General features: G+C 73.8%; 19 protein-coding genes. 8 read left to right on the top strand and 11 right to left on the bottom strand.

The genetic code is table 11. The annotated features are described in order from the left end of the window. The first annotated feature begins 154 nt into the window (after positions 1-154). The 3 genes from serC (at position 155) to ACIA5A_RS17720 (ending at position 3,619) form a co-directional block, all read left to right on the top strand. Positions 155-1,282 (top strand): phosphoserine transaminase, encoded by a 1,128-nt coding sequence (gene serC / locus ACIA5A_RS17710; protein WP_396762975.1) that lies wholly within the window; start codon positions 155-157, stop codon positions 1,280-1,282. Between the two features lie 191 nt (positions 1,283-1,473). After that, entirely contained in the window at positions 1,474-2,562 is a 1,089-nt protein-coding gene (gene sepH / locus ACIA5A_RS17715) for a septation protein SepH (protein WP_396762976.1), read from the top strand. 70 nt (positions 2,563-2,632) lie between these two features. After that, entirely contained in the window at positions 2,633-3,619 is a 987-nt protein-coding gene (locus ACIA5A_RS17720) for an aldo/keto reductase (protein ID WP_396762979.1), read from the top strand. Positions 3,620-3,696: 77 nt separating this feature from the next. Here the strand turns inward: ACIA5A_RS17720 and thpR are convergent, their stop codons facing one another. The 5 genes from thpR to ACIA5A_RS17745 form a co-directional block, all read right to left on the bottom strand. Continuing rightward, a complete protein-coding gene (gene thpR / locus ACIA5A_RS17725; protein ID WP_396762982.1) occupies positions 3,697-4,263 on the bottom strand; it encodes an RNA 2',3'-cyclic phosphodiesterase in 567 nt (188 codons plus the stop codon). Positions 4,264-4,267: 4 nt separating this feature from the next. Beyond that, positions 4,268-4,777: a hypothetical protein gene (locus ACIA5A_RS17730; RefSeq protein WP_396762985.1), complete on the bottom strand. Its 510-nt coding sequence runs from the start codon at positions 4,775-4,777 to the stop codon at positions 4,268-4,270. Between the two features lie 112 nt (positions 4,778-4,889). Next, positions 4,890-6,176: an MFS transporter gene (locus tag ACIA5A_RS17735; RefSeq protein ID WP_396762988.1), complete on the bottom strand. Its 1,287-nt coding sequence runs from the start codon at positions 6,174-6,176 to the stop codon at positions 4,890-4,892. Between the two features lie 69 nt (positions 6,177-6,245). Further along, positions 6,246-6,695, bottom strand: coding sequence for a MarR family winged helix-turn-helix transcriptional regulator (locus ACIA5A_RS17740; RefSeq protein ID WP_396762991.1), 450 nt, complete (start codon positions 6,693-6,695; stop codon positions 6,246-6,248). 61 nt (positions 6,696-6,756) lie between these two features. Then, the gene (locus ACIA5A_RS17745; protein ID WP_396762993.1) at positions 6,757-8,238 is read right to left on the bottom strand and encodes an NCS2 family permease; all 1,482 of its coding nucleotides are present in this window, start codon (positions 8,236-8,238) and stop codon (positions 6,757-6,759) included. 138 nt (positions 8,239-8,376) lie between these two features. On the opposite strand from ACIA5A_RS17745, the gene ACIA5A_RS17750 reads away from it, so the two are divergent. Further along, entirely contained in the window at positions 8,377-8,592 is a 216-nt protein-coding gene (locus ACIA5A_RS17750; RefSeq protein WP_396763101.1) for a DUF2530 domain-containing protein, read from the top strand. A 4-nt stretch (positions 8,593-8,596) separates the two neighbouring features. On the opposite strand, the gene ACIA5A_RS17755 is transcribed toward ACIA5A_RS17750, so the two are convergent. Then, positions 8,597-9,436, bottom strand: a complete 840-nt coding sequence (locus tag ACIA5A_RS17755; RefSeq protein ID WP_396762996.1) for a DUF3027 domain-containing protein — start codon at positions 9,434-9,436, stop codon at positions 8,597-8,599. Positions 9,437-9,501: 65 nt separating this feature from the next. Between ACIA5A_RS17755 and ACIA5A_RS17760 the strand changes: the two genes are divergently transcribed. Next, positions 9,502-11,154, top strand: coding sequence for an MFS transporter (locus ACIA5A_RS17760; RefSeq protein WP_396762998.1), 1,653 nt, complete (start codon positions 9,502-9,504; stop codon positions 11,152-11,154). Continuing rightward, entirely contained in the window at positions 11,151-11,801 is a 651-nt protein-coding gene (locus tag ACIA5A_RS17765) for a futalosine hydrolase (protein WP_396763000.1), read from the top strand. Before ACIA5A_RS17760 ends, ACIA5A_RS17765 begins: the two co-directional genes overlap by 4 nt. Here ACIA5A_RS17765 and ACIA5A_RS17770 read toward each other — a convergent pair. Next, the gene (locus ACIA5A_RS17770) at positions 11,773-12,801 is read right to left on the bottom strand and encodes a GNAT family N-acetyltransferase (protein ID WP_396763002.1); all 1,029 of its coding nucleotides are present in this window, start codon (positions 12,799-12,801) and stop codon (positions 11,773-11,775) included. The two genes, ACIA5A_RS17765 and ACIA5A_RS17770, sit on opposite strands and share 29 nt — an antisense overlap. Before the next feature lie 730 nt (positions 12,802-13,531). Here ACIA5A_RS17770 and ACIA5A_RS17775 point away from each other — a divergent pair. After that, on the top strand, positions 13,532-14,362 hold the full coding sequence (locus tag ACIA5A_RS17775) for a 1,4-dihydroxy-6-naphthoate synthase (protein ID WP_396763004.1): 831 nt from the start codon (positions 13,532-13,534) through the stop codon (positions 14,360-14,362). On the opposite strand, the gene ACIA5A_RS17780 is transcribed toward ACIA5A_RS17775, so the two are convergent. Then, positions 14,323-14,709, bottom strand: a complete 387-nt coding sequence (locus tag ACIA5A_RS17780) for a cold-shock protein (RefSeq protein ID WP_073826071.1) — start codon at positions 14,707-14,709, stop codon at positions 14,323-14,325. The two genes, ACIA5A_RS17775 and ACIA5A_RS17780, sit on opposite strands and share 40 nt — an antisense overlap. 28 nt (positions 14,710-14,737) lie before the next feature. Then, on the bottom strand, positions 14,738-15,361 hold the full coding sequence (locus ACIA5A_RS17785) for an HAD family hydrolase (RefSeq protein ID WP_396763008.1): 624 nt from the start codon (positions 15,359-15,361) through the stop codon (positions 14,738-14,740). A 37-nt stretch (positions 15,362-15,398) separates the two neighbouring features. Here ACIA5A_RS17785 and ACIA5A_RS17790 point away from each other — a divergent pair, with 37 nt between their 5' ends. After that, positions 15,399-17,861: a helicase-associated domain-containing protein gene (locus tag ACIA5A_RS17790; protein ID WP_396763011.1), complete on the top strand. Its 2,463-nt coding sequence runs from the start codon at positions 15,399-15,401 to the stop codon at positions 17,859-17,861. A gap of 3 nt (positions 17,862-17,864) precedes the next feature. On the opposite strand, the gene ACIA5A_RS17795 is transcribed toward ACIA5A_RS17790, so the two are convergent. Beyond that, entirely contained in the window at positions 17,865-18,098 is a 234-nt protein-coding gene (locus ACIA5A_RS17795) for a hypothetical protein (RefSeq protein ID WP_396763014.1), read from the bottom strand. A gap of 113 nt (positions 18,099-18,211) precedes the next feature. Continuing rightward, positions 18,212-19,093, bottom strand: coding sequence for a L,D-transpeptidase family protein (locus ACIA5A_RS17800; protein ID WP_396763017.1), 882 nt, complete (start codon positions 19,091-19,093; stop codon positions 18,212-18,214). Positions 19,094-19,198 lie beyond the last annotated feature (105 nt).

Raw genomic sequence — 19,198 nt, forward strand, 5'->3', positions numbered from 1 at the left:
GTCCGGTCCGGTGGGTGCGAGGATGGGGGCCGGCAGCGCTGCCGGCCGGGTTCGGATCCCGGCCGTCCCGTGCGCCCGGCGCACGAGCCGGTCGTCGGTCCGCGCCCGCAGGAAAAGGGCCCGCCCTCGCCCATGCGGAAGGATCGAGACAACCGTGGCTGACGCACCGACCATCCGGATTCCCGACGACCTCAAGCCCGCCGACGGCCGTTTCGGCTGCGGCCCGTCCAAGGTCCGTCCGGCGGCGGTCTCCGCGCTCGCCGACGTCGCCACCAGCTACCTGGGCACGTCGCACCGGCAGAAGACGGTCCGCGACCAGGTCGCCCGGCTGCGGCGCGGCCTCGCCGAGTTCTTCGCCCTCCCGGAGGGCTACGAGGTGGTGATCGGCAACGGCGGCACCACCGCGTTCTGGGAGGTCGCCACGTTCGGCCTGATCCGCGACCGGGCCCAGTTCGCCAGCTTCGGCGAGTTCGGCGCGAAGTTCGCCAAGTCGGTCTCCGACGCGCCGTTCCTGGGCGAGCCGACCGTCCGCAAGTCCGCGGCGGGCAGCGCGCCGTCGCTGGTCGCCGAGGCCGGCGTGGACGTCTACGCCACCCCGCACAACGAGACCTCCACCGGCGTGGCGGTGCCGATCAGCCGGGTGCCGGGCGCCGACGAGGGCTCGCTGCTGCTCGTCGACGCCACCTCCGGCGCCGGCGGGCTGGACGTCGACGTCGCCGAGACCGACGTCTACTACTTCGCCCCGCAGAAGTGCTTCGGCTCCGACGGCGGCCTCTGGCTCGCCCTGATGTCGCCGGCCGCGCTGGCCCGGGCCACCGAGGTCAAGCAGTCGGGTCGCTACATCCCGGCCTTCCTCGACCTGGTCACCGCGATCGACAACTCGCGGCTGGAGCAGACCTACAACACGCCGGCGCTGGCCACCATCTTCCTGGCCGCCGAGCAGACCGACTGGATGAACTCCCAGGGCGGGCTGGCCTGGGCGGCGAAGCGCACCGCCGAGAGCGCCGCGACCGTGTACGGCTGGGCCGAGCGCTCGTCGTTCGCCGACCCGTTCGTGTCGGACCCGGCGCTGCGCTCCAACGTGGTCGCCACCGTCGACTTCGCCGACGGGGTGGACGCGACCGCGATCGCCAAGGTGCTGCGCGCCAACGGCATCGTGGACACCGAGCCCTACCGCAAGTTGGGCCGCAACCAGCTCCGGGTCGCGCTCTTCCCGGCGGTCGAACCGGCCGACGTCGAGGCGCTCACCGCGTGCATCGACCACGTGGTCGAGCGACTCTGATCACGTCGTGACGCTGGGTGGTCGTCGGGGCTCCGGCGACCACCCACCGTGACCATCGCCGCAGCTCAGTCGCGACATGCCGGGGTGTCGCTCTCCCCACCGCTGGGAAAGTGAGCGTACGGTGGTTCGAGACGCCCGGGTGGCCGGCTCGTGGCGTGTGACGGCCAGCGAAGCGGGACGGAGGCAAGCCGATGCGCCCAGTACGCTTCGTCGCTCTCTCCGAGGACGGCCAGGCCCTGGTGCTCACCGACGAGGTGGGCCGCCTGCTCGCGCTGCCCATCGACGAGCGTGTCGCCTCGGTGCTGCACGCCGAGCCGGGGGGGGCCCCGCTCGCGGTGGTGCCCGCCTCCACCGACCCCACCCCGTCGCTGTCCCCGCGCGACATCCAGGCCCGGATCCGTTCCGGCGAGTCCGCGGAGGACGTCGCCCGCATCGCCGGCGTCCCGGTCGACCGGGTGCTGCGCTACGCCGGCCCGGTGCTCCAGGAGCGGGCCATGCTGGCCCAGCACGCCCGCCGCACCCGGCTCAAGGGCGCCGAGAAGCCGACCCCGCTGGCCGAGGTGGTCAACGGCCGGCTGGCCCAGCACGGCATCGACACCGAAAAGATCTCCTGGGACGCCTACCGCCGCGACGACGGCACCTGGCGGATCATCGCGACCTGGCCGTCCGGCAAGGCCACCGCGCAGGCGGTGTGGGATCTCGACAAGTCCCGGCAGAACGTGGTCGCGCACGACGACATGGCGCAATACCTGTGCGCCGAGCGTCCCACGCCGATCCTCGGCCAGGAGCCGGCGCCGGAGCGGGGCGGCCACGCGCTGCCCGGCCCGTCGCGCGGCGAGCCGAGCCGGGGCGGCCACGGCCTGCCGTCCGGGGTGGAGCAGGCCCGCCCGGGGCGGGACCCGATCCGCGCCGGCCGGGACGCGCTGCTCGCCTCGCTCGACCGTCCACTCGGCGGCACGTCCGGGCGCGGGCTCGACACCCGTTCCCCGGCCGCGCTGGCCGGTTCGGACGCGCCCCGGCAGCGGGCCGTCGCCGGGGGCGCCGCCGCGCTGCTCGGTGGCGGCCAGGGCTCGGCGTTCGACGACGACTCGGACGCGCCGAAGGAGATTCCGGCCGTACCCTCGCTCGCGGTGCTCCGGCCCCGGCGCACCGGCAACCCGCCGGCGTCCGGCGCTGCCGGCACCGAGTCCGGCGAGGCCGGCGGCAAGCCGCGCAAGCGGCTGCCGAGCTGGGACGACGTCCTCTTCGGCAGCGGCCCGGCGGCGCGCGAGTCCTCCTGACCGTCCGATCCACCCTGGCACGCTCACGTGAAGTGAGGCACTCGAAGTGCGCGCGTGCCAGGGTGGACCCATGGAGTACACGAACCTGGGACGCACCGGTCTGTCGGTGAGCCGGCTCTGCCTCGGCACGATGAACTTCGGGCCGCAGACGGACGAGCCGGACAGCTTCGCCATCATGGACCGGGCGCTGGAACACGGGATCAACTTCTTCGACACCGCGAACGTCTACGGCTGGAAGCTCGGCGAGGGCGTCACCGAGCAGATCGTCGGCCGCTGGTTCGCGCAGGGCGGCGGCCGCCGCGACAAGGTCGTGCTGGCCACCAAGGTGTACGGCAAGATGAGCGAGTGGCCCAACGACCAGGGCCTGAGCGCGCGGCACATCATCCGGGCCTGCGAGGACTCGCTGCGCCGGCTCCAGACCGACACCATCGACCTCTACCAGATGCACCACGTCTCCCGGACCACGCCGTGGGAGGAGATCTGGCAGGCGATGGAGACGCTCGTCGCGCAGGGCAAGGTGCTCTACGTCGGGTCGTCCAACTTCGCCGGTTGGCACATCGCCCAGGCCCAGGCCGCCGCCGGCCGGCGCAACTTCCTCGGCCTCGTCTCCGAGCAGTCCATCTACAACCTGCTCACCCGGCACGTCGAGCTGGAGGTGATCCCGGCCGCGCAGCACTACGGGCTGGGCATCATCCCCTGGTCGCCGCTGCACGGCGGGCTGCTCTCCGGGATCATCCGGAAGATGGCCGACGGCAGCGCGGCCCGCGGCACGTCCGGCCGCTCGGCCGACGCGCTGGCCGAGCACCGGGCCACCATCGAGGCGTACGAGAAGCTCTGCGCCGACCTGGGGCAGGACCCGGCGGACGTGGCGCTGGCCTGGCTGCTCTCCCGACCGGGCGTGACCGCCCCGATCGTCGGTCCGCGCACCATGGACCAGCTCGACCGCAACCTGGGCGCGCTCGACGTCGACCTGGACGAGGCCACCCTGACCCGTCTCGACGAGCTGTTCCCCCCGATCGGCAACGGCGGCCCCGGTCCCGAGGCCTGGGCCTGGTAGGTGTGTGTGTAAGGAGGGGCCCCCTGTTAACGCCTCAGGTATAGGAGGGGGCCCCTGTTAACAACCCTGCGGCGGAGTCAGAGCGGCCAGGCGGCGAGACGGCGGTAGCGAGGGCGCCGGCCGAGGTGGCTGCGGACCAGCACCAGCTCGTCGGCCGGCCAGTTCGGGCCGGCGTAGCCGTGCAACGCCTCCCGGTCGGCCCGCACGTCGGCGCCGGGCACCCGGTCGCCGGGACGCGCGATGGTCAGGTGGGCCCGGAACGGCTTCTCGTCGTACGGCAGCTCGGCCCGGCGCAACCCGTCACGCACCAGCCGGGCGAGCGTGTCCAGCGCCTCGGTCTCACCCCCGACGTCCACCCAGAGCACGGTGGACCGCCCCTGGCCGAAGCTGCCCCCGCCACCGAGGCGCAGCCAGGGCGAACTGCCCCGGCCGTCCCGGAACGCCTGCGCGGCAAGCCCGAGCGTGCTCTCCACGTCGACCAGCCGGTCGTCCGGCACCTCGCCGAGGAACGCCAGCGTGAGGTGGAGGTGCGCCGGGTCGGCGAGCCGCGCGTCGGCGCCGGTGGCGATCCGTAGCTCGGCGGCCCGCGCGGTCAGGTCGGCGACCGCCGACGCGGGCGGGTAGACCGCCGCGAAGAGCCGCACCCGGTCAGCGGTGCCGCTGGTGGTGCGCCGCCCGGGCGGCCGGCAGGGTCAGCCCGGCGGCGTGCAGCAGCCCCTCGACGCGTACCCGTTCGATCTCCCGGTCGACGCCGTCCAGCTCGGCCAGGTGCTCGGCGATGCCGAGGGCGTGGCAGGCGGCGCGCAGCCGCTCGTCGTACGCCTCGATGACCGCGCCGTGCCACACCACCGAGCGGTCGGCGGCGGCCAGCCGGTGGCCGCCGAGCCGGCGCAGGTCGGTGGCGAGTTGCTCCAGCGGGCGGCGGCCCTCCCGCTCGAACTGGGTGAGGTCGATGTCGCGGGTGAGCGCCTCGGCCTCGATGGCCCGGTCGAGCCGGGCGATGGTGCGGCGCTCGCGGCGCTGCTCCCGCCATTCGGCCCAGCCGCAGGCGACCCGGTCGATGATCTCGTCGGCGCAGAAGATCAGCGCGAAGAGGGCGGGCAGGCAGCAGACGGCGAGGATCGCCAACGCCAGCAGCAGCCCCTGCCCCAATCCCACACATCGACGCTAAGCCCTGCCGCACCCACCCGCCACCCGATTGCCAAAACAGACCTGGGTGTTAAGCGGGGCCCCCTGCTATGCAGAATGCGTTAACAGGGGGCCCCGCCTTTCACTCGGCGGAGGCGGACACCACGTAGAAGCGGGGCATCGGCAGCACCCGCATCCGCAGGCGCGCACCGGAGCGGCGCAGTTGCCAGGTGAGCGCCAGCAGCGCGGCGGCCAGCGAGATCAGGCCACCGATCCAGATGCTCGCGCCGGCGCCGAACCGCTCGGCCACCCATCCGATGATCGGCGCGCCGACCGGGTTGGTGCCCAGGAACACCAGCACCCACAGCGCCATCACCCGTCCCCGGAAGGAGGCGTCGACGCCGAGCTGCACCCGCTGGTTGGCGGCCTGGGCGAAGAAGACCATGAAGAAGCCGGTGGGCAGCAGGAGCGACACCACCATCCAGTACGCGGGCGCGAGCCCGACGAGCGTGCCGAAGCTGGCGCAGCCGATCGCCGCACCGAGCACCAGCCAGACCGAGGGCCGGCTGCGCCGGCCGGTCCCGGCGAGCGCGCCGACCAGCGCGCCGACCGCCAGCGCGGTGCTGAACAGGCCGAACGAGGCGGCGCCGGTCTGGAACACGGTCTTGGCCAGCGCGGCGAGGGTGAGCTGGAAGTTGAACAGGCTCATCCCGATCACCGACATGACGACCATGGGCAGCAGCAGGTCGGGGCGGCGGGCGACGTAGCGCAGGCCGTCCACCACCCGGGCCTGGTCCCGTTCGCCGGCCGGCGGCAGGTCCTTGCGGTGCAGTTCGGCCGGGCGCATCCGCACCACGTTGACCAGCGGGGCGATCGAGCTGAGCGCGGTGACCAGGAAGACCGGGCCGACGTCGACGGCGGCGATGGCGAGGCCGGCGACGGCGGGGCCGACGATCCGGGCCGAGTTGAACACCGCCGCGTTGAGCGACAGCGCGTTCGGCAGCAGCGGCACGCCGACCAGTTCGGAGACGAACGCCTGCCGCACCGGGGTCTCCACCGCGTTGGCGACGCCGAGCAGGGCGGCGAACGCGAAGACGTGCCAGAGCTGCACCAGGCCGGTGACGACGAGCAGGCTCATGCCGAGCGCCAGCACGGTCCAGAACGCGTTGGCGACGAAGAGCAGCATCCGCTTGTCGTACCGGTCGGCGAGGCGGCCGGAGAGCAGCGTGAGCAGGAGTACGGGGGTGAACTGCAACGCGGTGACCACGCCGAGCGCGGTCGCGGAGTTGTCGCTGAGCTCGAGGACGAGCCAGTCCTGGGCGATGAACATCATCCAGACGCCGATCAGTTTGATCAGCTGTCCGGTGGCGAAGAGTCGGTAGTTACGGACTCGTAGGGACTGGAACATCGTGCTCAGCTTGGCCTGCACTCTAGGTGCGCCTCCTCGCGTCGGGTACGCCGCATCCACAACGGACGAAGCGGACCGCGCGACCCGGTGTCAGGCGCGTGCGATCCCCTGGAGGATGTCCGCGGCCCGCCGTAGCGTGTCGCGTTCCTCCTCGGTGAGCGCGGCCAGCCGACTGGCCAGCCATTCGTTGCGGGCCCGCTCGAACTGCTCGAGCACGGCCCGTCCCCCTTCGGTCGCCGCCAGGATGACCTGCCGTCCGTCGGTCGGGTGGGGGGTGCGCTGCACGAGACCGCGCTCCTCCAACTTCGCGACGATCTTGGTCATCGTCGGTGGCTGCACCCGTTCCACGTCGGCCAGTTCCCGTGGCGTGAGGGCGCCCGCCAGTTTGAGGCTGGTGAGCGCCGACAGCTGGGTGACCGTGAGGTCGCCGACCGGTCGGGCCTGTCGGACCCGCCGGTTGAGCCGGGTGATCGCATCTCGCAGTTGGGGGGCCAACTGCGCCGGTGGCACGCGTCTCGCCGTCACCGTCCGCTCCGTCACACTAGTTAGCCTAACTAATGAGCCTGGCTAACGACACGCGTTATGACCAGGCTCACCAGCGTCAGAGCAGCACGGACTCGATCGGCCCGCGCAGGAAGTAGAGGACGAAGAGCGCCGCCACGCCGTACAGCAGGGGGTGGACCTCGCGGGCCTTGCCCTTCGCCAGCTTCACCAGCACATAGCTGATCACGCCCGCCCCGATGCCGTTCGAGATCGAGTAGGTGAACGGCATCAGCACGATGGTGAGGAACGCCGGGATCGCGATCTCGTAGTCGGTCCAGTCGATGGTCCGGACCGCCGTCATCATCAGGAAGCCGACCACCACCAGCGCGGTCGACGCGGCCTCGAACGGCACGATCGCCGACAGCGGCGCCAGGAACATCGCCAGCAGGAACAACCCGCCGGTGACCAGGTTGGCCACCCCGGTCCGGGCACCCTCACCGACACCTGCGGCACTCTCGATGTACGAGGTGTTGCTCGACACCGACGCCGCGCCACCCGCGGCGGCGGCGATCGAGTCGACGAGCAGGATCTCCTTGGCCCGCGGCGGGGTGCCCTGCTCGTCGAGCATGTCCCCCTCCTGGCCGATCGCGACCATCGTGCCCATGGTGTCGAAGAAGTCCGTGATCAACAGCGTGAAGACGAACATCAGCGGGACCAGCCAACCCACCCGGGTCCACGAGTCCAGCACGTTGAAGTTGCCCAGCAGCGACAGGTCCGGCAGGTCCACCACCTGCTTCGGCAGCTCGGGCACGTTGAGCGCCCAGCCCTTCGGGTTCGGCTTCCCGTCGACGAACGACGGGCCGATGTTGCCGATCGCCTCGACCACCACGGCCAGCACGGTGGAGGCCAGGATGCCGATCAGGATCGCCCCGCGCACCCGACGTACCACGAGCACCACGGTGACCAGCAGGCCCACCACGAACACCAGCATCGGCCAACTGACGATCTTGCCGTTGATGCCGAGCCCGACCGGCACCGTGCTGTTCGCCGCGTCCGGCACCCGCCGGACGAACCCGGCGTCGACCAGGCCGATGATGGTCAGGAACAGCCCGATACCGACGCCGATGGCGGTCTTGAGCTGGGTCGGCACCGAACGGAACACGGCGGTCCGCAGGCCGGTGAGCACCAGGATGCCGATCAGCACACCCTCGATGACCACCAGGCCCATCGCGTCCGCCCAGGTCATCTGCGGCGCGATCTCGAACGCGACGAGCGCGTTCACGCCCAGCCCGGCGGCAAGCGCGATCGGGAACCGGGCCACCACCCCCATCAGGATGGTCATCAGGCCCGCGACCAGCGCGGTCGCCGCGGCCAGCGCGGGAATGGCGAGCGTACGGCCGTCGGCGTCCTCCGCGCCGCCGAGGATCAGCGGGTTCAACACCACGATGTACGCCATCGTGAAGAACGTGGCGAAGCCGCCACGGATCTCCCGTCCGGTCGTCGACCGGCGGGCGGAGATCTCGAAGAAGCGGTCGAACGCGTTGCGCGGGTGCGCGGGATCGGGCGGTGTGCCGTGGTCCGCCGGCGGGGCAATGGACATCGGGTCCTCATCTGGTTGATCGACCGGTCTCGTCGCGCGCATCGTGCCAGATCACCCGGCGGACAGGGAAGGACGATCACGTACGCTGGTCCGGTGCCCCAGGAGCAACAGCCGCGGCCCGAGCCGCTCGACCCGCCGATGGTGCCGTTCGCCGTCGCCGGGCTGATCGCCTGGGCGGTGGCCGGCCTGGTGCTGCTGGTCTTCTTCCGTGACTGGCTCACCGCGCACGGCCACCAGAACTGGCTCTGGACCTGCCTCGCCGGTTTTCTGTGGGGCTTTCCCGGCCTGGCCACGATGATGCGGCACGACGCCAACCGGCGCCGCCGCCGGGCGGCCGCCGCGCGTCAGCCCTGACCGGTCAGGAGTGGCCGTACGGCTCCGCCGGCTCGGTCGACTCCACCGAACCCGGCGCGCGGCTGACCGACATCGCCTCGACCGCGCTGTCGTCGTAGACCGTGGGCAGTTCGTCGACGGGCGTCTCGACCGCGCCGACGAGCGTCTCCGAGTGCGCGCCGCAGCCGTGGTCGGCGCTCACCACCCGGCCGTCGTCGGGGGCGAAGAAGTTTCCGCACGCCCCGAAGGACTGCCGCATCGAGCCGGCCAGCGGCAGGTAGAACCCGCAGCTCCCGCAGCGGGCGGCGGCCGGCGCGGCGGTCGAGATGGCGGCGTCCGGCCCGTGGTCGCCGTCGTACCAGCGCTGGGCGGTGTCGGCGCGCCCCTCCCGGGACATCACCCGGGCCCGGCCGAGGCCCAGCTCCCAGGCGGTCTCCTCGACGGCCGGGTCGTCCGAGAGCAGGTAGCCGGGGGCGAGCCGCTCGTCGTCGGCCGGGGTGGTCAGCAGGTCACCGGGGCCGAGGTCGCCGGGTTGGAGCCGCTCCTGCCAGGGCAGCCAACCGGGGGCGAGGAGCGCGTCCGGGCCGGGCAGCAGGACGGTCTCGCAGATCGTGACGTGCTTGCTGCGGGGCACCCGGGTCACCGTGACGGCCCAGCGCCAGCCGCGGTAGCCGGCCAGCCGGCATTCGAAGTAGTGGGTGACGAGCCGATCGCCCTCGGCGACGGCCTGGAGGTGGTCGCCGACGTCGGTCGGCTCCACCTCGGTGATGGCGTCGCGGGCCACCTCGACGGCGGCGGCGCAGACCTGGTCGAGCCGGGGAGCGCGGGCGGATACGGGCCTGGTCACTGTTCCATTGTTCCCCATGCCCGTAGGCGGGTTCTCTCCGGGTGATGCGGCGCGCGCGGGGCGGATGGGCGAGGATGGGACACATGGCGCTGTCCTCCCGCTCCGGCCGCTCCTTTCTCGGGCGGACCGTCGGCACCGGCATCCGCGCCACGCGGCTGCTGCTGCGGGGTTCCCTGCACGGCGGGCGCTGGATGACCCGCCGGGCCGGCACCGCCCGGGCCCGCAGCGCCGGCAACGAGGTGGGCATGGTCCGCCTGTTCGACCTGCACGCGCTCTCCTGCGCCGGGGACACGCTGATCGCCATCGGCCTGGCCGGGACGATCTTCTTCGACGTCCCGCTGGGCGAGGCCCGCAACAAGGTGGCGCTCTACCTGCTGGTGACCATGGTTCCGTTCGCCATGCTCGCCCCGGTGGTCGGCCCGCTGCTCGACCACTTCCGCCACGGCCGCCGCTACGCCCTGGCCACCACGATGCTCGGCCGGGCGTTCCTGGCCTGGCTGATCTCCGACTACATGGGCGGGCTCGGGCTCTATCCGGCGGCGTTCGGGGTGCTCGCCCTCTCCCGCGCCTACGGGGTGGCCCGATCCGCGGCGGTGCCCCGGCTGCTCCCCGACGGGCTCGGGTTGTCCCAGGTGGGCGCGCGGGCCAGCGTCTACGGCACGGTGGCCGGTGCGCTCGTCGCCCCGATCGGGCTGGCCGCGTTCTGGCTCGGGCCGCAGTGGCCGCTCCGGGTCGCCTCGGTGATCTTCCTGCTCGGCATGGTGATCGCCCTCCGACTGCCGCCGAAGGCCGACTCGGAGCCGCCGGAGCGGATGCCCCACCCGTTGCGCGCGATGCGCCGCCGCGACGGCGAGCGCCCGCTGGGCCGGGGCCGTCCCGCCGGTCGCCTGGTGATCGCCACGTTGATCGGTGCCGCGGCGCTGCGCGGGCTCTACGGCTTCCTGCTGCTCTTCCTCGCCTTCGCCATCAAGTCCGGCGACCTGACCACCGACTTCTTCGGCCGCACCCTGGGCGCCCAGGGCGCGCTGGGCCTGGTCGGCGGCGCGCTGGCGGTGGGCACGTTCCTGGCCACCGCGCTCGGCACCCGGCTGCGGATCCACCGGCCGACCGCGATCCAGTCCAGCGGCACGGTCATCGTGGCCGGTGTGGCGCTGCTCGCCGCGATCAAGTTCTCGCTGCCCATGGTGGCGCTGCTCTGCCTGGTGGCCGCGCTGATGAGCGGGATCGCCAAGCTGGCGGTGGACGCCTCGATCCAGGAGCGGATCCCGGAGCGGCTGCGGGCCAGTTCCTTCGCGCACTCGGAGACCGCCCTGATGCTCGCCTTCGTGGCCGGCGGCGGGCTGGGGCTGGTGCCGTTCACCGGCCTGATCGGGGTGGCGGTGGCGGCCGGCGTGGCCGCGTTGGTGGCCCTGCGCGGGGTGCTGGTCGCCGGTCGGCTGCGCGGCGAGCAGTTGGTCGGCCGTCCCTTGGACGACGACGAGCTACGCAGTGGCCGTCCCCTGGACGACGGCGAGCTGGCCACCGGCCGGCCGCTGGGCGGCGACGAGCCGCCGGTCACCTCGTTCGACGACCCGGCGCCCACCTCGCCGGCGCCGCAGCGCGTCGACGCGCCGGCGCCGCACGACGACGACCTCGCCCCGCCCGGCTTCCACATCTACCGCCCCTCCTCGTCGGTCGGCGGCCCCGGCGCCGTCGAGGACGAGAACCGGCGCGACCCCCGGGGGCCGGTGGCGTGAGCGGTCTGCTGGTGGTCACGGCGGTGCCCGCCGAGGCCGAGGCGGTGCGGGCCGGCCTCACCGACCCGAGCGTGACGGTACGACCGGTCGGGGTCGGCCCGGCCGTCGCCGCCGCCGCCACCGCCCGGCTGCTGGCGCTGGCCGAGGCCGCGGGCCGGCCCTACCGCGCGGTGGTCAGCGCCGGCATCGCCGGCGGCTTCGTCGGGCGGGTCGCGGTGGGCGGCACGGTGCTGGCCGACCTGAGCGTCGCCGCCGACCTCGGCGCCGAGTCACCGGCCGGCTTCATCCCGGTCGAGGAGCTGGGCATGGCCCCCGAGCTGCTGGGCGTCGGCCGGACCGTACCGGCCGACCCGACCCTGCTCGTCGCCCTGCGCGCCGCCCTGCCGGCGGCCACCGTCGGCACGGTGCTGACGGTCGGCACGGTGACCGGCACCGCCGCGAGCACGGCCGCGCTCGCCGACCGGCACCCGGACGCCGTGGCCGAGGCCATGGAGGGGTACGGCGTGGCCGTTGCCGCCGCCCAGGCCGACGTGCCCTTCGTCGAGCTGCGCACCGTCTCCAACCCGATCGGCCCACGCGACCGCGACGCGTGGCGCATGCGCGAGGCGTTCGCCGCGCTCACCACCGCCGCTGCCGCACTCCGCTGACCGGCACGTCGAGCCGCATCCCCACCGCCCTCACCGTCTCGACCCGGAAGCCGCAGACCCACAGGAAACGCGTCGCCCAGCCGTCGGCGACGCCGTGCGCCGACCGGACGCCGCACCGGACCATCTCGGCGGTCAGCGCGGTCACCAGCCGTCGCCCGATGCCGAGCCGCCGGTATGCCGGTGCCACCAGGATCCCGTCCAGCACGATCTGGTCCTGGTCGGGCACCAGGTACCCGACCAGCAACTCCTTGCTGCGCTCGTGCGCGCGCAACTCGCCCACCAGCTCGCCGTCGGGCAGTTCGGCGACGAACCGCCAGGACGTCGTCGGCAGCTCCGGGGCCAGATGTCGACGGACCCGAAAACCCTGACGCACCCGCTCCCTGATCCGGTCGCGGTCCCGCAGCTCACGGTCGAGGCGGTAGGTCACCGCCGGCAGGGCGGTCCAGTATCCGGCGGACAGGCTCGGCCAGTGCGCCCACCAGGCCCCCGGCCAGTCCTTGGGCTCCCGCACCTCACGGGCGTCCAGGTGCGCCGGGCAGTGCCGCCCCGCCGCGTCCCGCAGCTCCTCCTGGGGCGCCACCGGCAGCCCTCCGTCGGGCAGCCCTACGCCGGGCAGCCGTACGCCGGGCACCCCCACGCCGGGCAGCCCTACACCGGGCGACCCTCCTCCCGGCGCCACCGCCCCCACGACCGTGGCCGCGCAAACGGCCGGCTCTGGTCCGCCGACCGGGCGCGGTCGCTCGCCCGGGCGCTGCCCGTCGAACGGCGGACCGGTGCCGCCGGTCGGCGGCGGCGCGACGGTGAGCCGACCACCCGTGCCGGCGATCAGACGCTCGATCGTGCGGAAGCTCGGACCGGCCGACCGCCCGGACTCGATGCGCGCCAGCGTGGCCTGGGGCACCCCGGACCTGGCCGCCAGCTCGCGCTGGCTGAGATCGGCCGCCCGGCGTAGCGCGCGCAGCACGACCCCCAGGTCGATGGCGTGCTCGAGGTCGGTCACCACGCCATGCTCGACCGCCACCGGCAACCTCTCCACCCCGCTCGTCCACCTGTGGACAACCCTGTGGAAAAGCTGCTCCGCTGGGGACGAGGAGATGTTGTCCGGCTGCCTAGAAACTTGATGACGTGAACGACTCGGTCCGCCGCCGGGCATGAGGCCGGGGTCGACGCGAACGCAACGAAGATCTGAACGAAGCCGACCGCAGATCCTCCCCCCGTTGCGGGCCCCGGCGGCTCCGTCCGAGACATGAATCGCAGCCGGGTCCCGTAAGCCGGACAAGACCGGCCCGATGCCGGTTCATGTCTGGTCCAAGGCCCACCCGTGGCCAGTCCGAGGCCCACCCGAGGCCCGGTCGAGACTGATCCATCCACGTCATCAAGTTTCTAGGCAGCCGGACAGCATCTCCTCTCACGGCCGTCACGGCCGTCACGGCCGTCACGGCCGTCACGGCGATCACGGCGATCACGGCCATCACGGCGATCACGGCCATCACGGCGATCACGGCGACAACCCGGTCACGACCGGCACGACCGGCACGGCCGGCACGACCGGCACGGCCGGCACGACCGGCACGGCCGGCACGACCGGCACGACCGGCACGGCGATCACCGGCGGCCACCCAGGTCGTAGGTCGCTGGGTGAAGGACGGTGAACCGTAAGCGGGGGCAGCGGACGGCGGGGGGGTGCAGTGGGTGGCGGGTGGTGCGGCGGGCGGAGTTACGGTGGGGGCGTGGCGCTCTCCCTGGCGATCTCCCCCTGCCCCAACGACACGTTCGTCTTCGACGCCCTGGTGCACGGGCGGGTGCCCGGGGCACCGACCGTCGAGGTGACCTACGCGGACGTGGACGTCACCAACACCGCCGCCGAGCGGAGCGCGTTCGACCTGGTGAAGGTCAGTTACGCGGCGCTGCCGTGGCTGCTCGACGACTACCACCTGCTGCCCTGCGGGGGCGCGCTGGGCCGGGGCTGCGGCCCGCTGGTGCTGACCCGGGGCGACCGCGCCGACCTGTCCGGCGCGACCGTGGCGGTGCCGGGCGAGCGGACCACGGCGTACCTGCTGTTCCGGCTCTGGGCCGCCGAGCAGGCGCCGGCCCGGATCGAGGTGGTGCCGTTCCACGAGATCATGCCCGGAGTGGCGGCCGGCCGGTACGACGCCGGCCTGGTGATCCACGAGGCCCGCTTCACCTATCCGCGGCACGGGCTGACCGCCCTGGTGGACCTGGGCGAGTGGTGGGAGGGCGACACCGGGCTGCCGATCCCGCTCGGCGCGATCCTGGCCCGACGCGGCGCGGTCGACCCGGTCGAGGCCACCGCGTGGATCCGTGAGTCGGTGCGGCAGGCCTGGGCCGACCCGGAGGCCAGCCGGGAGTACGTCCTCGCGCACGCGCAGGAGATGGAGCCCGACGTGGTGGACCGACACATCGGCCTCTACGTCAACGAGTTCACCGCCGACCTGGGTGAGGCCGGCTTCGCCGCCGTGGAGGCACTGCTGGGCCGGGCCGCCGACGCCGGGCTCGTCCCTCAGACCTCCAGCTCGCGCGCCACCGCGTGGACCAGCTGAGCGATCTTCTGCGCGGCCTTGCGATCCGGGAAGCGACCCCGGCGCAGGTCCGGCTGCACCTTCGCCTCCAGCACCTTGATCATGTCTTCGACCAGGCCGTGCAGTTCCTCGGCCGGCCGGCGACGCAGCTCCGCCACGGACGGCGGCGCCTCCAGCAGCTTGACGCCCATGGCCTGGGCGCCCCGCCGGCTGTCCACCACGCTGAAATCGACCCGCTGGCCACCCTTGAGGTCGGCGACACCCGCCGGTAGCGCGCCCTTGGGCAGGAACACGTCGCCACCCTCGTCACTGGTGACGAACCCGTATCCCTTGGCCGCGTCGTACCACTTCACTCGACCCGTCGGCACCTGTCGAACCCCGCTCCACTCGAACCGTCTACCCCTTCCAGGCTAGCCCGATGATCCGGTCGACCGCCCCTGGGAATTCGACAAGATCATTAAGTACCAGCGACGCGCCGGCCGCGCTCAACTCCGCCACCGGGCAGGGACCGGTCGCCACTCCCACGCCCGGGATTCCGGCCGCCCGCGCCGCCGCCATGTCGGCCACGTGGTCGCCCACGTAGAGCGTCGCGCCGTGCTCCCGCAGCGCGGTCGCCTTCTCCTCGGCGAACAGGTCCCCGGCCAACTCGTCGACGGCCAACCCCAGGTGGTCCAGGTGCAGCTTCGCCAACCGCCCGATCTTGGAGGTCACCACCATCACCCGTCCACCGCGCTCGTGCACCGCGCGCACCGCCGCCTCCGCGCCGGGCATCGGCACCGTCGGGGTGATCGCGTACGCCGGATACAGCTCCCGGTAGAGCGTCACCGCCTCCTCGATCCGCTCCGGCGGGAACCAGTGCGCCAACTCTGTACGCAGCGGCGGGCCCAGCCGGGACACGGCCAGATCCGCGTCCACCGGAACGCCCGTACGCTCGGTCAACGCCCGGTAGGCGGCGGCGATGCCGGGGCGGGAGTCGACCAGGGTCATGTCGAGGTCGAAGCCGACCATCAGCGGAGACATGCCGAGAACCTACCCAGCGGGCTAGCGTGGTACGACGATGACCACCTCACTCGCCGACCACCTGCGGGCCCTCCCCGACGACTCGCTGGCCGCCCTGCTCCAACTGCGGCCGGACCTCGTCGTGCCGGTGCCGGCCGATGTGTCCGCCCTCGCCCTGCGCGCCCAGTCCCGGGTCTCCGTGGCCCGGGCGCTCGACGGGCTCGACCAGTTCACCCTCCAGGTCCTCGACGCCGCCCGGCTCACCCGCGGCCCCGAGGGCGGCACCTCCACCGACCAGATCCTCGCCATGGCCACCGCCGGCCCGCACCCGCCGGCCCCGACCGCGATCCGCGCCGCCGTCGACCGGCTCCGGGCCCGGTTCCTGCTCTACGGCCCCGAACACGACCTGTACGTGGTCGGCGGCGTCGACGAGGTCTCCCCGTACCCCGCGGGACTGGGCCGGCCGGCGGCGGAGCTGGACGCCCGCGCGGCGGCCCTCTGCGCGGACCCGGCCAAGCTGCGGCGGACGCTGCTCGCCGCGCCGCCCTCGGCGCGGGCGGTGCTGGACCGGCTCGCCGCCGGGCCGCCGGTCGGCACGGTGACCCCGGGCGCGCTCGACGCGCCGGCCAGCGGCGCCGAGGACGTGCTCCCGCCCGACCTGGTCAACGGCGGCGCGCCCACCGGCTCCCCGATCCGCTGGCTGGTCGAGCACCACCTGCTGGTGCGGATGTCCGGCGGTCCGCACGGCACCGTCGAACTACCCCGCGAGGTGGGGCTGGTGCTGCGCCGCGACGCCGGACCGCTCGGCCCGCTGCACACCGGCCCGCCGGCGGTGTCCAGCCCGCCCCGGGAGGTCAAGGCCGTCGACTCGGCCGGCGCCGGGCAGACCATGGAGGTCGTCCGGCACACCGAGGCGCTGCTGGAGGCGCTCGTCGTCGAACCGGCGCCGGTGCTGCGGTCCGGCGGCGTCGGGGTGCGGGACCTGCGCCGGATCGCCCGCGGTCTCGGGCTGGACGAGCCGACCACCGCGCTGATCTTCGAGGTCGCATACGCGGCGGGGCTGACCGGTGAGCTGGAGCTGACCGGCGCGGCCACCACCCGCTACGGCGGCGACCAGCAGATCCTGCCCACCGGCGGCTACGAGGTGTGGCGCGCGGCGTCGCTGGCCCAACGCTGGGAGCAGCTCGCCCGGGCGTGGCTGGCGATGCCCCGCCAGGTGGGCCTGGTCGGCCAGCGGGACGACCGGGACCGGCCGATCTCGGTGCTCTCGCCCGAGGCCGAACGCGCCGGCGCGCCCACCGCCCGCCGGGCGGTCCTCGCCGTGCTGGCCGACCTGCCGCAGGGCAGCGCGCCGACGCCGGACGAGGTGCTGGCCCTGCTGGACTGGCGGGCCCCCCGCCGGGCCCGTGGGCGGGAGGCGGCGCACCGCGAGGTGCTGGCCGAGGCGGCCCGGCTCGGCGTGACCGGGCTGGGCGCGCTCACCTCGTACGGGCGGCTGGTGCTGGCCGAGCTGACCGACGCCGACGAGCGGGGCGACGACCCGCTCGGGTTGCGCTCCGACGCCGAGTCGGGCGACCCGTCCACGGCGGTACGCGCGCTCGACGGGCTGCTCCCCGCCCCGGTCGACCACGTGCTCGTGCAGGCCGACCTGAGCGTGGTGGTGCCCGGCCCGCCCGACCCGGCGCTCGCCGCCGAGCTGGACGTGGTGGCCGAGCACGAGTCGGCGGGCGGCGCGAGCGTGCACCGGGTCACCACGGCGAGTATCCGGCGCGCCCTGGACGCCGGCTACACCGCCGACGACCTCCACACGTTGTTCCGCCGCCGGTCCCGGACCCCGGTGCCGCAGGGGCTGACCTACCTGGTCGACGACGTGGCCCGCAAGCACGGCGGCCTGCGGGTCGGCTCGGCCGGCGGCTACGTGCGCAGCGACGACGAGGCGCTGCTCACCGAGGTGCAGGCGGACCGGCGACTGGAGTCGCTGGCGTTCCGCCGGCTGGCCCCGACGGTGCTGGTCACCCCGTACCAGGTCAACCGGATGCTGCTCGCGTTGCGCGACGCCGGCTACGCGCCGGTCCCCGAGGACGCCAGCGGCGCGACGGTGCTGGCCCGGCCGAAGACCCGCCGCGCGCCGGCCCGGACCCCGGTCACCGGCCGGGTCGTCGATCCGCTGGCCGCGCCGCGACTGCCGATGCCCCGCCTGCTCGGCGTGGTGGAGCAGATCCGCCGGGGCGACGCGGCGGCCCGGGCGGCGCGCCGGGCCCCGGCCGTGGTCCGGGGGGCGGCGCCCACCGGCCCGACGCCGGTGAGCGGGCACGGGGACGCGCTGGCCGTGCTCCAGCAGGCGGTACGCGACAAGGCGCTGGTCTGGGTGGGTTACGTCGACGCGCACGGGGCGACCGCGTCCCGGCTGGTCCGGCCGGTCTCGATCGGCGCCGGCTACCTGCGTGCCGAGGACGACCGCACCGAGATGCTGCACACGTTCGCGTTGCACCGGATCACGGCGGCCGTGCTGGAGGAGTGACGCCTATTCCCCGTTGCGCCGCAACGTGCCGACCACCGAGACGGCCAGCAGCAGCGCGAACGCCGCCCCGGCGGACTCACCGACCGAGTCGACGAAGCCCTGACGCTGCACCAGCAGCCCGAACAGGAACCAACCGAACACGGCCACGGCGGCGAACGCGTAGCCGACCATCGCCGCCGTGGACACCTGGTGCTGCGTGCGCTCGTCCTCCCCGAGCACGTCCTGATCGACGGTCATGCCAGCCCCTCCCCGCCCCGTGGTGGACCCGGCTTCCAGAGTGGCACCGACCGAACCGCGCGGACAGGGGTTAAAACCCTGATCCGGGCGGTCCGGTCACGGGGCGGGCGGGCTCAGGTGCCGGGGCGGCGGCCGATCACCACGACACGGGTGCCGATCGAGCCCAGCTCCCAGAGGCGCACCGCGTCGCGGTGCAGCAGGTTCACGCAGCCGTGCGAGCCGATCGCGCCGTTGTGCAGGTAGGTGGTGGTCTCGTGGAAGCCGATGCCGCCGTTGAACTGCTGCCAGTAGGGCAGCCACACCTCGTACGGGTTGGACCACTCGCGCGGGTTCCGGCCGCCGACGGAGTAGGTGCCGGCCGGGGTGGCGTAGCCGGACATGCCGGTGCGGGTGACCGTCGGGCCGAGCACCACCTTGCCACCGCGCATCGCCCACACGGTCTGCCGGGTCAGGTCGACGCAGAAGGTGAGGCGGGAGCCGGCCCGGCACCGGGACACGTCCGTGCCGGCCAGCCGCTTCGCCACGTCGTACGTGGTGGGGCCGGCGCGACCGGAGGCCGGGCTGATGCCGTACCGGATCTGGAACTTCTTGATCGCGGCGCAGTCGGCGGCGGACTGCGCGCCGTCCACGGTCAGCGTCCCGAAACCGCCCAGCCGGCTCAGGTAGCTCTCCACGGCCCGCTGGTGCTCCCCCTGCGGGCACCCGGCGGACCGGCTCGGCTTCGGCGTGGCCCGGGGCTTCGGGGAGGTGGTCGCCGACGGCGACCGGGAGGGTTTCGGCGTGGCCGTCCGGCTCGGCTGCGCCGACGGGGACGTCGCCGGCCGCTCGGACGTGGGCGGCGCGCTCGCCCCCGATGCTCTCTCCGTCAGCCCGACCGGCGCGGGGGTGGTGCCCCCGGTGCCCTCCGTCTGCGGATCGAGCGCGCACGCCCCGACGCCGACCAGCACGACCACCGCCAGGCCGGCGACCCGGGCGAATATCCGGACACGCTGCATGGGCCCTCCCTGGTCAGTTGTCCCGCTTGCTAGACGTGTGGGGCGAGTATGACGTTGCCTGTCCAGCCGGACTTTTTTCGGACCGTCCCCGGCGTGCAACACTGG

Source organism: Micromonospora sp. NPDC051300 (assembly GCF_044455315.1).
Taxonomy (GTDB): domain Bacteria; phylum Actinomycetota; class Actinomycetes; order Mycobacteriales; family Micromonosporaceae; genus Micromonospora; species Micromonospora robiginosa.

Coding starts and splice junctions, on each gene's coding strand:
- sepH (WP_396762976.1), top strand. CDS start 1,474: ATGCGCCCAGTACGCTTCGTCGCTCTCTCCGAGGACGGCCAGGCCCTG.
- ACIA5A_RS17720 (WP_396762979.1), top strand. CDS start 2,633: ATGGAGTACACGAACCTGGGACGCACCGGTCTGTCGGTGAGCCGGCTC.
- ACIA5A_RS17745 (WP_396762993.1), bottom strand. CDS start 8,238: ATGTCCATTGCCCCGCCGGCGGACCACGGCACACCGCCCGATCCCGCG.
- ACIA5A_RS17750 (WP_396763101.1), top strand. CDS start 8,377: ATGGTGCCGTTCGCCGTCGCCGGGCTGATCGCCTGGGCGGTGGCCGGC.
- ACIA5A_RS17755 (WP_396762996.1), bottom strand. CDS start 9,436: ATGGGGAACAATGGAACAGTGACCAGGCCCGTATCCGCCCGCGCTCCC.
- ACIA5A_RS17760 (WP_396762998.1), top strand. CDS start 9,502: ATGGCGCTGTCCTCCCGCTCCGGCCGCTCCTTTCTCGGGCGGACCGTC.
- ACIA5A_RS17785 (WP_396763008.1), bottom strand. CDS start 15,361: ATGTCTCCGCTGATGGTCGGCTTCGACCTCGACATGACCCTGGTCGAC.
- ACIA5A_RS17790 (WP_396763011.1), top strand. CDS start 15,399: ATGACCACCTCACTCGCCGACCACCTGCGGGCCCTCCCCGACGACTCG.
- ACIA5A_RS17795 (WP_396763014.1), bottom strand. CDS start 18,098: ATGACCGTCGATCAGGACGTGCTCGGGGAGGACGAGCGCACGCAGCAC.
- ACIA5A_RS17800 (WP_396763017.1), bottom strand. CDS start 19,093: ATGCAGCGTGTCCGGATATTCGCCCGGGTCGCCGGCCTGGCGGTGGTC.